Below are 14039 nucleotides of genomic sequence, written 5' to 3'. Positions count from 1 at the left end.
TCTTAGCGGGTAGAGGAAGAAGTTGGATCCCTCTACCCCACCTTCGACTTAGAGCAGGGAGGGAACGTTTGCAACCAGGGAGAAGAGATCCTTCGGGTCATCCGGGTTGGCGATGATGTCGATCTCGGACTCCAGGTCGGTGCCCTTGACAGAATCGCGCAGGTAACGCAGGGCGGAGAAGTCGTTGATGGCGAATCCGACGTCGTCGAAGAGCGTGATCTGCTCATCGTCATCGCGGCCGGTGGCCTGACCGGTGAGCACCTGGTAGAACTCGACAACCGGGAAGTCTTCCGGCTTCTGCTGGATTTCACCTTCGATGCGGGTCTGCTCTGGGAACTCTACGAAGACCTTGGACTTGTCCAGGATGGAGCTCTCCAGCTCGGTCTTGCCCGGGCAGTCACCGCCAACGGCATTGAGGTGGACGCCCGGGGCGACGTGGCGCTCAGCCAGAATCTGGTTCTGAGCCTTGTCTGCGGTACAGGTGGTGATGATGTCTGCACCCAAAACCGCCTCGTCGACGCTGGAGCAAGCAGTGATATTAAAGCCCAGTGGCTCCAAGTTGCGCTTGAACTTTTCTACCGCCTCAGGGTCGATGTCATAGATGGTGATGTCCTCAATACCCATAACGCCGCGGAAGCCAAGCGCCTGGAACTCGGACTGGGAACCCGCACCGACCATGGCCATGCGCTTGGAATCCTTGCGTGCCAGGTGCTTTGCCACCATGGCGGAGGTCGCGGCGGTACGCAGTGCGGTAAGCAGCGTCATCTCGGCTTCGAAGGTGGGGTAACCATTGTCGACGTCGGCAAGCACGCCAAAGGCAGTAACGGTCTGGAAACCGCGAGCCGGGTTGGATGGGTGACCGTTGACGTACTTGAAGGAGTACTCCTTGCCATTGGAGGTAGGCATGAGCTCGATAACGCCGAACGGGGTGTGGGAGGCAACGCGCGGAATCTTGTCGAAGCGCTCCCACTCGCGGTAGTCGGCCTCGAGGTAGTCCACCATTCCGGTAATGATGTTTTCTACGCCTTCGCGTTGAATCCAGCGCGCCATATTCTCTACGTCTACGAACTTAACTGCGTGGTTCATAAAAGTTCCTTTCTATTTCTTTGGGTGAAGGTCTGTTTGCGGTGCGGCCGGGAAGCTGGAGGTTGGCAGGTGCTTCGCCTTCCTCTCTTCCGCGATGGCGCGAATGCGGTCGCGCCATGCGTACCACATTGCCATAAAGACCGGAACGAGGAGCAGGGTCGATGCAAGTGCAAAAGTGCCGATTGGATAATCAAAGGCCATCAAGATAATAACCAGACCAATAAAGATGAGCACTGCCCAGTCTCCACCTTCGCCAAACGGCGAGCGGTATCCCGGTCGGGTGTAGCTTCCGCTCTTGGCCAGGCGCACAAATTTGAGGTGCGAGAGCGCAACTGCCGCCCAGGACGCCAATGTGCCCAAGGCTGCCAGGTTGAGCACGATTTCAAACGCCATCTCCGGCACCACATAATTGAGGAAGACGCCTACCAAGCCCACCATGGCCGCCATGACGATGCCGCCGTAGGGCACGCCAGACTTGGACATGCGAGCGCCGAACTTCGGGCCGGAGCCGGAAGTGGACATGTTGTACATAATGCGGCCGGTGGAATACAGGCCGGCGTTGAGCGAGGAAATCGCAGCGGTGATAACGACAAGCTGGAAAATCGGGGCCGCCGCTCCTACGCCAAGGGACTCAAAGAAGGTCACGAATGGGGAAACATCAGCGACGTAGTCGGTGTACGGCAGCACGAGCGTGAGTAGCAGCACGGAGCCGAAGTAGAAAATCAGGATGCGCAGCAGCACGTTGTTGACTGCACGCGGAATGTGCTTTTCTACATTCTTGGTCTCGCCGGAAGTGGTACCAACGAGCTCAATGCCGGCATAGGCAAAGACGACACCCTGGACGACGATCACGGCTGGCATTAAGCCATTAGGTAACCAGCCGCCGGTGTCAGAAATGAGACTAAAGCCGGTCGGGTCGCCACTCGGGTGGCCAAAGATGAGGACGCCGATGGCCACCAGCATGAAGATGATCAGCGCGACGATCTTAATCAGGGAGAACCAGTACTCCAGCTCGCCGAAGATCTTCACCGAGAGCATATTAAATACGAGGATGCCGCAGATGACCACGAGCGCAAGTAGCCACTGCGGGACGGCATCGAGCCACGACGTGTACTGACTAAACCACTTGATGTAGATGGCGACGGCTGTGCCGTCCGCCACCAGGGTCATGGCCCAGTTTCCCCAGTACAACCAGCCAGTGACGAAAGCGGTCTTTTCGCCATAAAACTCGCGAGCATAGGACACGAAGGAGCCGGAGCTGGGGCGATAGACGATGAGCTCGCCAAGTGAACGCAAGATGATGTAGCCGAAGAAACCACATACGAGGTACAGCACGGAGAGGAAGGGGCCCGCGTCTTGCAGGCGGCTGCCGGTACCTAGAAGAAGGCCGGTACCGATTGCGGAACCGATGGCAATCATCTGCAACTGGCGATTGCCCATTCCCTTTTGCAGGCCGTGGTCTTCCGAGGCGTAGACCGCCTTTTCATTCTCATGGGGCCCCGCTGTGGGCGGAGGCGAATTTACTGTCATAGGAGAGATCGTCCTTTCATTACGGTGAACGAGTCTGTTAGGTCACATTCCCTGCAAGAATACTAACGCACCACACTGTTACCCATGTCACCACTACCCCCATTGTGTTCAACAACGCAGTTGACAGGTTGGGAATGGGGGTCAATCTCCCACCCCCGCAGCGAGATAAAAAAGAACCGCATGGCCGAAGACCATGCGGTTTCTAAAGCGCACCGAGAATTAGCGCAGCGGCTTCTGCGCCCACGAGCGAGCAGCCGCGGCACGCTGGCGGACAGTCTCGCGCTGCTCAGCCACGCGGACACCAGCGGTGCCGCCCTTGGTGGCACGAGAGGCCACTGCCCCGTCGATGGTGAGTACTTCACGGACGCTAGGCTTTAGCCGCTTGTCGACGCCCGCCAACTCCTCATCGGTGAGCTCCACTAGGTCAACTCCCCGCTCCTCAGCGATGCGCACGCAGGCGCCGGACGCTTCGTGCGCCTCGCGGAAAGGAACGCCTTGGCGAACCATCCATTCGGCCAAGTCGGTAGCCAACGTGAACCCGCGCGGGGCAAGTTCGCGCATGCGGTCCTCGTGGAAAGTCAGCGTGGACACCAGTCCGGTCATTGCCGGCAGCAGCAGGTTAAGCTGCGCCACCGAATCAACGATGGGCTCCTTATCTTCCTGCAGGTCGCGGTTATAGGCCAGCGGCTGTGCCTTGAGCGTAGACAACAGGCCAGTGAGGTTACCGATAAGGCGGCCGGTTTTGCCGCGGGTGAGTTCCGGAACGTCCGGATTCTTCTTTTGCGGCATGATGGACGAGCCGGTCGACCATGCATCATCCAGGGTGACGTAGCCGTATTCCGGCGTGCACCAGTAGATAATTTCTTCCGAAAGTCGGGACATGTCGACGGCAATCTGGGCCAGCACGAATGCGGTTTCGGAGGCGAAGTCACGAGCCGCAGTGCCATCCAAGGAGTTCTCTGCGGCGGCATCGAAGCCGAGCTCTTCCGCAATGGCTTCCGGATCTAGCTGCAAGGAGGAACCGGCCAGCGCGCCGGAGCCGTAGGGCGATACCGCCAAGCGCTTATCCAGGTCCTGCAGTCGCTCGATATCGCGCAGAAGTGGCTGCGCATGGCCCAAAAGCTCATGCGCCAACAGAACTGGCTGTGCCGCCTGCGAATGGGTTTTGCCCGGCATGATGGCGTCCGGATGGGCAGCGGCCTGCTCAGCCAAGGCATCCACCAAGTCACTCACCTGAGCCGCGGTATCGCGAATGGCATCACGTACCCACATGCGAAACAGGGTCGCGACCTGGTCATTACGGGAACGACCAGCGCGCAGGCGACCGCCTACCTCTGGGCCCACAATCTCGATGAGCCCGCGCTCCATCGCACCATGGACGTCTTCGTCCGTGGGCGCTGGGTGGAACTCACCGGAGGCCACCTTCTCCCCTAGCTCGGTGAGGCCGGAGAGCATGGTGTTCAAGTCGCCGTCGGAAAGCAAGCCCGCTTTGTGCAGCACCTTGGCATGGGCCTTGGAGGCTAGTACGTCATATGGCGCCAGCACCCAGTCAAAGTGAGTGGATACAGAGAGGGCAAACATCGCCTCAGACGGTCCGCCGGAGAAGCGGCCACCCCATAGGGCACCCTCATTAGTCTTATGCGGTTCCATGTGCTCCTACTTCTGCGCGCTGGTGGGGAAACCACCGTCGCGGTCACGCTGGTTGGAGATCTGGGTGGACAGGCCGTGCAGCTGCACAAAGCCCTTAGCTGCGGTCTGGTCGAAGGTATCGCCAGTGTCATAAGTAGCCAGGTCAAAGGAGTACAGGGACTGGCCGGAACGGCGACCGGTGACTGTGGCGGTACCGGCATGCATGCTCAGGCGGATATCACCGGTGACGTTTTCCTGGGACTCCTCAACGAAAGCATCCAAGGAACGCTTCAGCGGCGAGTGCCAGAGGCCGTCATAGACCTCCTCGGACCAGCGGGCATCGGTCAAGCGCTTGTAGCGAGCCAACTCGCGTTCCACGGTGACATCCTCCAGCGCCTCGTGGGCCTGGATGAGGACCATGGCGCCCGGAGCCTCATAGACCTCACGGGACTTAATGCCTACCAAGCGGTCCTCCACCATATCCAGACGGCCAATGCCCTGGGCACCAGCGCGGCGGTTGACCTCTTCAATAATCTGCAGCGGGGACATCTTCTGACCATCGACTGCGACCGGGATGCCCTTCTCAAAGGAGATGATAATTTCATCCGGGGCATTACCCAGGCTCGGGTCCTCGGTATAGGCGTAGAGATCCTTCGTTGGCGGGTTCCACAGATCCTCAAGGAAACCGGTCTCTACCGCGCGGCCCCACAGGTTCTGATCGATAGAAAATGGCGAGGACGCGGACTGCTCAATCGGCAGGTTGATCTCTTCCGCGAAGGCGATGGCCTTATCGCGGGTCCACGCATAATCGCGTGCAGGGGCGATAATTTCGAGGGAAGGATCCTGGGCGCGGAAGGAAACCTCGAAGCGTACCTGGTCATTACCCTTGCCGGTGCAGCCGTGGGAGACGTGGGTGCCGCCGAATTCCTGCGCGGCCTTTACCAAGTGCTTGGTAATGAGGGGGCGGGAAATAGCCGATACCAGCGGGTACTGCTTCATGTACATGCCGTTTGCCTTGATGGTGGGAACGCAGTACTCCTCTGCAAACTCATCCTTGGCATCGATAACGATGGACTCTACGGCACCGCAGTCAAGTGCACGCTGGCGAACCGATTCCATATCTTCGCCGCCTTGGCCCAAGTCCAGGGAAACGGCGACTACGTCACCACCGGTCATTTTTGCCAGGTATGGGATGGCAACGGAAGTATCAAGGCCACCAGAGTAAGCCAATACTACGCGTGCGGACATGGTTAATCTCCTTGCTCTATTGGAAACAATTCATCTAAGTACATAATATACGCTGGTGGTGGGAATTGCCACCACCACCGTCTAAATATTCCGCGTGGTAAGTGTCACTGCCAGATCTGCACCCGTGACACCCTCGCGCGCCAAAACGAAGATGGTGTCATCGCCGGCGATGCAGCCAATGACATCGTGCAGCCCCACCCTGTCAATAAAGCTGGCAAGGTACTGGGCCGCACCGGCTGGGGTGCGCAACATGGCTATATTGCCGGAAGAATCATGGGATACCACCAGTTCATCGAGCATGCGGCGCAGCTTTTCACGGGGGCCGCCCACCTGGTCTTCAAATTGCTCCAGCTCACCGCCGACCACGTAGAAGGAACGGCCACCATCGCGCTTTACCTTCTTCGCCCCCAGCTCATCCAAGTCACGGGACAAAGTGGCTTGCGTGATGTCGATGCCGTCTGCGAGGAGAAGCTCGGATAGTTGCACCTGGCTGGTGACGCGATTGCGATCCAGAATCTCCAGGATCTTGGCCTGCCGAGCATTGCGGGTGGTCGGGGTGTTCATTACTTAGTTGATCTCCTTATTTATTTCGAGCAACCAGACGAGAAGCGCTTTCTGCGCATGCAGGCGGTTCTCCGCTTCATCAAAGACGCGCGACTGTGGTCCATCAATTACCTCAGCCGTGACCTCATTTCCACGGTACGCCGGCAAACAATGTAAGAATATTGCATCCTTATGCGCTTTGCTCATTATGGTCGAATCAACCTGATATGGCAGGAACGGCGTACGCCTATCGCGGCCATCATTTTCCTGCCCCATAGAGATCCACGTATCGGTGATGACTACGTCTGCACCTTCAACTTCATCCACGTCATCAGTAATGGTGATGTTGCCCCGCTTGCGCGCGCGGTCGACAAATTCCTGGCGCGGCTGGAATCCTTCGGGCGCGATAATGGAGACGTCCATGCCGGCCGTGGCGAAACCAATCATCTAGGAGTTAGCCATATTATTATCGCCATCGCCCAGGTAGACAGCCTTTTTGCCCTTGAGATCACCCAAATTCTCGCGACAGGTCAACAGGTCAGCCAGAATCTGGCAGGGATGCAGGTCGTCGGAAAGCGCATTGACCAGAGGAACGGTCGCAGTCTCCGCCATCTGGAGGAGGTTGTCATGGTCAAAGGTGCGCCACACGATTGCCTCCACGTACCGCGAAAGCACCGCGGCCGTATCTTGGTAGGACTCCCCTTTGCCCATCTGAGTCGTAAAAGTATCGACGGTAATGGCCTTGCCGCCCATATTCGCTACTGCGGTTTCAAAGGAAAAGCGGGTACGCGTAGACGTTTTATCAAAGAGCACCGCCACGGTCTTAGGCCCCTCTAGTGGGCGCTCTGCAAAGGGATCCTTCTTGAGCCTTTCAGCTAGGTCCAAAATGGTTGCTTGTTCTTGTGGGCTGAGATCATCGTCAGCCAGAAAGTGTCGCAGGCTCATGCTAGTTCCTCCATTATCGTCCGAAGTGTTGTCAGTGCTGTGTCTAGTTCATCGTGGGAAATAACCATGGGTGGGGTGAGGCGGAGAACATTCTCACTGGGTGCGTTGAGGATGAGTCCCCGCGCAAGCCCGTCGCGCACGGCCTGCTTAGCCACCGGTTGTGCTAAAACAATGCCGAGCATCAGGCCGCGGCCGCGTACGCGTTCTACAAGCGGCAATTTTTCAATCTCTTGCCGCAGATAGTCACCCTTATGGGTAACTTCCGCAAGAAATTCCGCATCCACGTATCCGGTGGCGCCTGCAATTGCTACTGAAATCGTCATAGGGGTGACTATAGCAATAAATACACTCGACCGTATGTTATTCATACAATTTAGAAAAATGCCTGGTTAAAGCTTCGTCAGGAGCGGAAAAATGTATGAAAAAAGGGGCGGTGAGCTAAATCTCACCGCCCCTTTTTTGGGAAAGCTATGCGCGCATCTCTGCGCCCAAGCGCTGCTTAGCCAGCTCCGCTGCCGCCGTACGGTGCTCGTTGACTTCCTCATCGGTCAACGTGCGGTCCGCTGCACGGAACAGAAGCTGGAAGGCCAAGGACTTCTTGCCCTCACCCAACTGCTCACCACGGAAAATGTCGAAGAGCTCGACGGACTCGATGAGTTCGCCCGCCCCCTCTTCCACGGTGGCGCGCACGCGCTCTGCTGGGACATCTTCATCCACCACGAGCGCGATGTCCTGGTGCAATGCTGGGAAGGAGGATAGTACCGGTGCAGGAAACTTCTCTTCCAATGGCATAGCGGTAACGTCCAGCTCCATAGCGCAAGTACGCGCCGGCAGGTTCAGCGCTTCCAGAACCTGCGGGTGAAGCTCACCGGCATGGCCCAGAACCACATCAGTGCCTGCCACCTTCACGGCAGCACAACGACCTGGGTGCCAGGGAAGAACGTTCGCTGCCTCCAGCTCGATATCCACGCCGGCGGCGCGAGCGACCTGGCGGGCGGATTCGATAGCGTCGGCGTAGCTATATGCGCGACCCTCGCCCCACGGTCCCTCATGCTCAATATTGCCAGTGGCCACCGTTGCAACGTGCAGCGGCTGCTCAGGAAGGGTATCTAGAAGTTCGGAAACAACCTGCTCGGAAGGTCGCTGCTCTACAGAAGGCATGGGCGATGCCGCGGCGCGCTTGAATGCCACTTGCTGCAGACCATACAGGGCGAGGTCGCTGCGGCCACGCGCAACATTGCGGCCGATGGCCTCCAGCATGTTCGGAAGCAGAGTCGTGGACAAGATGGCCTTATCTGCCTCAAGCGGATTCTGCACCTCTACGGTGCGGCGGCGAGCATCATCCTTGTCCAAGCCCCACACATCAAAGGTGTCGTTCGCTACGAACGGGGCCGGCAATACCTCTGCATAACCGGCATAGGCGAGGCCGTGACCAATAGCGCGGCGACGCTTCTGCGCTGGGGTCAGACCGCGACCGCCGGCCGGAGTAGGCAAGACGGTGGGAATGTCCTCCAAGCCCTCCAGACGTAGGACCTCCTCAATGAGGTCAACATCCATAGAGATATCGGTGCGCCATGTAGCGGGCGTTACCTGCAGCATGTCACCCTCATCGGCGACAGTGCAGCCGACTTCCTCGAGGCGGGAAATAACGGTCTCACGGGAATAGTCAACGCCTGCATACTCGCTAGCCTTTGCGGTGCGCAGGGCAATAGGCTCGCGCTTGGCGACGTCCCCGATAAGCGTCCGGCTTTCCTCAATGGTGCCGCCCGCCAGCTGCTGCAAGAGCGCACATGCGGTGTCTAGAGCGACCTCGACGACCGCTGGATCCACGCCACGCTCGAAGCGGCGGGAGGACTCGGACGACAACTTATGGCGGCGGGAGGTGCGCGCCACGGTGATCGGATCCCAGATAGCGGATTCGAAGACAACATCAGTGGTCTCCGCCGAGATTTCGGAGGTAGTACCGCCCATGACACCGGCCAGTGACTGGATGCCATTGTCATCGCAGATGACCACATCTTCTGCAGAAAGCTCACGCTTTACGTGATCCAGCGTCTCAAACTTCTCGCCTTCGTTGGCATTACGGACAACGAGATTTCCTTGGATAACGTTGGCGTCAAATGCATGCATCGGGGCGCCCAAAAGCAACATCACATAGTTAGTAATGTCCGTGGGCAGGTTCACGCTGCGCTGGCCGCAGAGCATGAGCTCACGCTCCAGCCAGAACGGGGTACGCGCCTGCGGGTCTATACCGCTGACTTTGCGGAGGCCGAAACGCTGCGCCTTGGTCGCGGGGTCTAGAGTGACGTCGATAAGCGAGCCCTGCGCCGCCGGAACAACAGAGGTATCAATTCCAGCAACCGACGGATCCTTGGCAATATCGGCAAATTCTAGATCGAAAGCGGAGGCAATCTCACGGCTCAAACCGCGCGCGGACAGGGCGTAGCCGCGATCCGGGGTGATGTTGACGTCAAAATCGGTATCGTGCAGCCCAATAATCGGGCGAGCATCCTCGCCCACCTTATCTGCGACGTCATCGCCCAAGACGATGATGCCGTTGGCCTGCGCGCCCAAACCGAGCTCAGCGCCAGAGCACAGCATGCCATTAGAGATGTGGTCGTAAGTCTCGCGCGCCGCAATCTTGAAGCCGCCAGGAAGCTCCGAGCCCGGAAGCGCCACAACGACATAGTCATTCAAACGGAAATTACGAGCACCGCAAATGATGCCCTGCAGCTCGCCCGTCCCATTAGCCTGGCCAACATTCACCTGGCAGTAGCGGATGGGCTTTTTGAACTGAGTAAGTTCCTCGATCTCTACCACCTGGCCGATGACCAGCGGACCGGTGCTCTCCGGAACGGCAGCATAACCTTCGGTCTCAAAACCGACGCGTACGAATCCGGAGTCCATATCAGCAGCGGAAACGTTCCAACCAGGGTTCTTAGCGCCCAGGATGCGGGTGACCCAGTCTTGGGAAATAAGCATTAGTGTGTCTATCCTTTCTGGGTTTTAAGCCTGCACGCCAAACGGCAGGGTGAAGCGGACATCGCCTTCGACCATGTCGCGCATATCGGTCAAGCCATTGCGGAACTGCAGCGTGCGCTCGAGGCCCATGCCAAAGGCAAAGCCCGTGTATTCCTCTGGGTCAACACCAACGGCGCGCAGCACATTGGGATTCACCATGCCGCAGCCGCCCCACTCGATCCAACCGGCGCCGCCCTTCTTATTGGGGAACCACACATCAACCTCGGCAGAGGGCTCGGTGAACGGGAAGTAATTCACGCGCATGCGCGTCGTGGTCTCCGGACCGAACAACACCTTGGCCAAGTGCTCCAGGGTGCCTCGCAGGTGAGCCATGGTCAGGCCCTTATCCACGGCCAAACCTTCTACCTGGTGGAAAACCGGGGTGTGGGTGGCATCCAGCTCATCGGTGCGGAATACGCGACCTGGGCAAGCGATATACAGCGGCACATCGCGCTCCAGCATCGTGCGCACCTGGACCGGAGAGGTATGCGTGCGTAGTACCTGCTTAGAACCCTCGCCGGAGACGTGGAACGTATCCTGCAGGGTACGTGCTGGGTGATCCGGCTTAAAATTCAAAGCGTCGAAGTTAAAGTACTCTGCCTCAACCTCGGGGCCATCCGCGATTTCCCAGCCCATACCGACGAAAATATCCGCAATGCGCTCAGAGAGTGCGGTAATTGGGTGAAGAGCACCAGTCTGGGTGCGGGTGGTGGGAATGGTGACGTCAACGGTCTCTGCTCGCAACTGCTCCTCGCGAGCCTTTTGCTCCAAGACATCCTTAACCTGGGCAAAGCGCTTTTCCATCTTGCCGCGGGCCATGTTGACAGCCTTGCCAGCGCTCTTGCGCTGATCCTTGGGCAGCTGCCCCAAAGACTGGCGCGCCTGCGGAATATAGCCGCCATCTCCTAGGTGCTCGCGGCGGGCTGCAGCCAGCTCATCGAGCGTTTCGGCTGCGTCGAAGGCTGCGATAGCCTTATCGGCCGCGGCCCCAAGAGCCTCTTCGGTCAATTCGATCTGCGGTGTATCGGACACGTACTTCGTACCTTCTTCTCGCGCGAAAACTAACGCGTGCAATCTTACTCTGTCCCGGCTAGTCCGACCGCCCCAGGGACCCCCTTTTCATTCGGGGATCTGCTTAGCTGTGCTCTTGGGCTTTTGCTGACTCATAAAGACAGATACTCGCCGCGGTCGCTAGGTTGAGTGACTCTGCGCGCCCACGTAGCGGAATACGCACCCGCATATCGGCTTCTTCCAGTAGCTCGCCCAACCCGTGGGCCTCGTTGCCAAAAAGCCACGCCGTCGGTTGGGACAAATCTGCCTCTGCGAGGTCTACTTCCCCATCAGCGGCCGTCGCCACAATCTGCATGCCCGACTTGCGCAGCTGCCCCAAAACGTCTTTGATATTGGGATCCCTCGCTACCGGGACATGAAATAGCGAACCGGCCGAAGCGCGCGCTACCTTGCAGCTGAGGGGATCGACCGTCTCGCCCGCAAAAATTACTCCATCTGCGCCCATGGCGTCGGAAGTCCTAATCAACGTGCCTGCATTGCCCGGCTCCGAAGTGAGCACGGGAACAGAGACCAAACTCGGCTTGCCGTTAAGGATTTTGCCCGCGGACCACAGCACTGGCTTGCATAGCGCGAAAAGCCCCGTGGTGGTGGCGGTATCAGATAAATGCTTAGCCGCCTTATCGGTAATGGGATGGACGTACACCCCCATGTATCCACAGGCGGTAATAATGTCACCGAAGCGTTCTGCGGCCTTTTCAGTGACGAAAACATCGACAGCCGCGCCTGTAGACACCGCGGCATCGACGGCGTTTTCTCCCTCAATCAGGAATTGCTTCGCCTTCTTCCGGTTAGCCGCACGGTGCAGCTTGGCTGCATTAACAATGCGCGGGGTGCGTTCAGTAAAGGCAGAGTCAAAATCCAAATTCATGGCTCCTACCCTACCTACTAGTTGCCTAGCCCCAGACTCAGACCCAGCTGCGTATGCAAAACAAAAAATCCTGTTGCCGGTATGGCAACAGGATCACAATGTTGAGTGCTACTTAGCTAGTGGCACGCCGCGGGCGTCCTTGTCGTAATCACCGGCGCCGGCGATGATCATAATGAACTCAATGAAAACCCAGATTCCGACGATGGCCCAAAACGCGAACCCGAGCAAGAACCAGAAAGTAGCCCAGCCCAAGATATTAAGCACCAGCTGCGCTACACCGAAGGTCGTGCGGCCGGTATAGAAGTTATGTGCGCCGAAGGAGCCCAAGAAGAAGCACAGAAGCAAAGTCGCGATCCAAGACTTTTGCTGTCCTTGCGCCACATACTGCTGCTGCACTGGATAGGAACCCATATTCGGTTGTGGTGCATAGCCTTGGTTGTACTGCGGCTGGTAACCGGCTTGCTAGTTGTAGGGGTTGTACTGCTGGCCCTGGTTGTTGTCATAGGAGTGGCCAGAATACTCGCCGCTTTCTGGTTGGTAGCCACCATTTGGGTTTGTCACAGGGAATCTGCTCCTCGGTCTCGGGGTCACTCGTGGTCTGGACTCAATGTAGCATGCGAGACCGAGCTCATTAGACAGATAGAGTATAAAACGAACAAAGCCCGCTTCGCCCGGCACATAAACCGGAGAAACGGGCGTTGTGTCCCTAGTAACTAGGCAGCCTTAGGAGCGTTGACGTCCTCAGGCAGAGCAGCCTTAGCAGCCTCGCACAGTGCGGAGAATGCCTCGAAGTCATTGACAGCAAGCTCAGCCAGAATCTTGCGGTCAACCTCGATCTCAGCCAGGCGCAGGCCGTGGATGAGACGGTTGTAGGTGATGTCGTTCATGCGGGCAGCAGCGTTGATGCGCTGGATCCACAGCTTACGGAACTCAGACTTACGAGCGCGACGATCGCGGTAAGCGTAAGTCATGGAGTGCAGCCACTGCTCCTTCGCCTTACGGTACAGGCGGGAACGCTGGCCGCGGTAGCCCTTAGCGGACTTCAGAATCGCGCGACGCTTCTTCTTTGCGTTAACTGAGCGCTTTACTCGTGCCACAGTGATACTTCCTTAATTCAAATTGTGATGGCGGATGTGGGTTGATTCGGCGCTATTATGCGCGGCCGAGCAGGCGCTTGACGCGCTTGGTGTCAGGCTGTGCGACTGCCTCGGTGCCCTTCAGACGGCGGGTACGCTTGGACGGCTTGCCCTCCAGCAGGTGGCGGCGGCCAGCCTGCTCACGGCGCAGCTTGCCGGAACCGGTCACCTTGATACGCTTTGCGGTGCCCTTGTGGGTCTTCTGCTTCATGAGTATTAAGTCCTTAAATCCTACGTGGAATCTGGTCTACTTCTTGCCCTTGCGAACCGGACCCAAGACCATGGTCATATTGCGACCATCCTGCTTGGGGCGGGACTCAACAACGCCAACTTCAGCGACGTCATCAGCCAAACGCTCCAAGAGGCGGAAACCCAGCTCCGGACGCGATTGCTCACGACCACGGAACATGATGGTCACCTTGACCTTGGATCCCTTCTCGAGGAAGCGAACTACGTTACCCTTCTTGGTCTCATAATCGTGATCATCGATCTTCGGGCGGAACTTCTGTTCCTTAACCACGGTCTGCTGCTGGTTCTTACGGGCTTCGCGAGCCTTCTGAGCCTGCTCGTACTTGAACTTGCCGTAGTCCATGATCTTGGCCACTGGGGGCTTTGCCTTCGGGGCTACCTCAACCAAGTCAAGGTCAGCCTCGTATGCAAGCTTGCGAGCATCATCGGTACGGACGATGCCCACCTGTTCACCACCGGGGCCTACCAAACGGACCTCGGGTACTCGGATACGCTCATTGATGCGAGCTTCAGCGCTGATTGTGGTTCTCCTCGATTAGGGGGTGTATGAGTAAGTAGTTCACCTACCGGGACCACAAACGAATCAAACCCGGTCTGCCAAAGACAGCCGGGAGTTCTCACAGTGCCAAGCACGAGTGCTTGGTTACCTTTACCTTTATCCTACGAACGGTGTTCGCGGCATCGGGTGGGAGAGACTCCGCTTGTGACCCACG

Annotated in this window: 13 protein-coding genes and 1 pseudogene; all 14 read right to left on the bottom strand. The window is 58.0% G+C overall.

All coding sequences use genetic code 11. From position 1 onward, the window contains the following. Positions 1–48: 48 nt before the first annotated feature. Positions 49–1086, bottom strand: a complete 1038-nt coding sequence (locus ACKFRX_RS06380; RefSeq protein WP_005323253.1) for an ornithine cyclodeaminase — start codon at positions 1084–1086, stop codon at positions 49–51. Positions 1087–1098: 12 nt separating this feature from the next. Further along, positions 1099–2616, bottom strand: coding sequence for an amino acid permease (locus ACKFRX_RS06375; RefSeq protein WP_408927533.1), 1518 nt, complete (start codon positions 2614–2616; stop codon positions 1099–1101). A gap of 219 nt (positions 2617–2835) precedes the next feature. Continuing rightward, positions 2836–4266: an argininosuccinate lyase gene (argH, locus tag ACKFRX_RS06370; RefSeq protein WP_408927532.1), complete on the bottom strand. Its 1431-nt coding sequence runs from the start codon at positions 4264–4266 to the stop codon at positions 2836–2838. 6 nt (positions 4267–4272) lie between these two features. After that, entirely contained in the window at positions 4273–5493 is a 1221-nt protein-coding gene (locus ACKFRX_RS06365; RefSeq protein WP_049378720.1) for an argininosuccinate synthase, read from the bottom strand. An 81-nt stretch (positions 5494–5574) separates the two neighbouring features. After that, complete coding sequence (locus ACKFRX_RS06360; protein WP_005327871.1) at positions 5575–6057, bottom strand: arginine repressor; 483 nt, start codon at positions 6055–6057, stop codon at positions 5575–5577. A 3-nt stretch (positions 6058–6060) separates the two neighbouring features. After that, positions 6061–6981, bottom strand: a pseudogene (argF, locus tag ACKFRX_RS06355) (ornithine carbamoyltransferase). Next, positions 6978–7304: an aminotransferase class III-fold pyridoxal phosphate-dependent enzyme gene (locus tag ACKFRX_RS06350; RefSeq protein ID WP_408927531.1), complete on the bottom strand. Its 327-nt coding sequence runs from the start codon at positions 7302–7304 to the stop codon at positions 6978–6980. Before ACKFRX_RS06350 ends, argF begins: the two are co-directional and overlap by 4 nt. 145 nt (positions 7305–7449) lie before the next feature. Further along, positions 7450–9963, bottom strand: coding sequence for a phenylalanine--tRNA ligase subunit beta (pheT, locus tag ACKFRX_RS06345; protein WP_408927530.1), 2514 nt, complete (start codon positions 9961–9963; stop codon positions 7450–7452). 24 nt (positions 9964–9987) lie between these two features. Beyond that, positions 9988–11034: a phenylalanine--tRNA ligase subunit alpha gene (gene pheS / locus ACKFRX_RS06340; RefSeq protein WP_005327862.1), complete on the bottom strand. Its 1047-nt coding sequence runs from the start codon at positions 11032–11034 to the stop codon at positions 9988–9990. Positions 11035–11137: 103 nt separating this feature from the next. Then, complete coding sequence (locus ACKFRX_RS06335) at positions 11138–11941, bottom strand: RNA methyltransferase (RefSeq protein WP_005323262.1); 804 nt, start codon at positions 11939–11941, stop codon at positions 11138–11140. A gap of 108 nt (positions 11942–12049) precedes the next feature. Beyond that, positions 12050–12337, bottom strand: coding sequence for a TM2 domain-containing protein (locus ACKFRX_RS06330; protein ID WP_408927529.1), 288 nt, complete (start codon positions 12335–12337; stop codon positions 12050–12052). A gap of 317 nt (positions 12338–12654) precedes the next feature. After that, positions 12655–13038: a 50S ribosomal protein L20 gene (gene rplT, locus ACKFRX_RS06325; protein WP_005323264.1), complete on the bottom strand. Its 384-nt coding sequence runs from the start codon at positions 13036–13038 to the stop codon at positions 12655–12657. A 55-nt stretch (positions 13039–13093) separates the two neighbouring features. Beyond that, positions 13094–13288, bottom strand: a complete 195-nt coding sequence (gene rpmI, locus ACKFRX_RS06320; protein ID WP_005323265.1) for a 50S ribosomal protein L35 — start codon at positions 13286–13288, stop codon at positions 13094–13096. Positions 13289–13324: 36 nt separating this feature from the next. Beyond that, positions 13325–13846 (bottom strand): translation initiation factor IF-3, encoded by a 522-nt coding sequence (infC, locus tag ACKFRX_RS06315; RefSeq protein ID WP_080970442.1) that lies wholly within the window; start codon positions 13844–13846, stop codon positions 13325–13327. Positions 13847–14039: the final 193 nt, after the last annotated feature.

It is taken from the genome of Corynebacterium tuberculostearicum (assembly GCF_046097465.1).
GTDB classification, from domain to species: Bacteria; Actinomycetota; Actinomycetes; order Mycobacteriales; family Mycobacteriaceae; genus Corynebacterium; species Corynebacterium tuberculostearicum_I.
The sequence above is the reverse complement of the archived record's forward strand: the minus strand, read 5'-3'. Positions and strand labels throughout refer to the sequence as shown.

What these genes read in the sequence shown, in the direction of transcription:
- ACKFRX_RS06380 (WP_005323253.1), bottom strand. Translation starts at nt 1,086, where the DNA reads ATGAACCACGCAGTTAAGTTCGTAGACGTAGAGAATATGGCGCGCTGG.
- ACKFRX_RS06375 (WP_408927533.1), bottom strand. Translation starts at nt 2,616, where the DNA reads ATGACAGTAAATTCGCCTCCGCCCACAGCGGGGCCCCATGAGAATGAA.
- argH (WP_408927532.1), bottom strand. Translation starts at nt 4,266, where the DNA reads ATGGAACCGCATAAGACTAATGAGGGTGCCCTATGGGGTGGCCGCTTC.
- ACKFRX_RS06365 (WP_049378720.1), bottom strand. Translation starts at nt 5,493, where the DNA reads ATGTCCGCACGCGTAGTATTGGCTTACTCTGGTGGCCTTGATACTTCC.
- ACKFRX_RS06360 (WP_005327871.1), bottom strand. Translation starts at nt 6,057, where the DNA reads ATGAACACCCCGACCACCCGCAATGCTCGGCAGGCCAAGATCCTGGAG.
- ACKFRX_RS06350 (WP_408927531.1), bottom strand. Translation starts at nt 7,304, where the DNA reads ATGACGATTTCAGTAGCAATTGCAGGCGCCACCGGATACGTGGATGCG.
- pheT (WP_408927530.1), bottom strand. Translation starts at nt 9,963, where the DNA reads ATGCTTATTTCCCAAGACTGGGTCACCCGCATCCTGGGCGCTAAGAAC.
- ACKFRX_RS06335 (WP_005323262.1), bottom strand. Translation starts at nt 11,941, where the DNA reads ATGAATTTGGATTTTGACTCTGCCTTTACTGAACGCACCCCGCGCATT.
- rpmI (WP_005323265.1), bottom strand. Translation starts at nt 13,288, where the DNA reads ATGAAGCAGAAGACCCACAAGGGCACCGCAAAGCGTATCAAGGTGACC.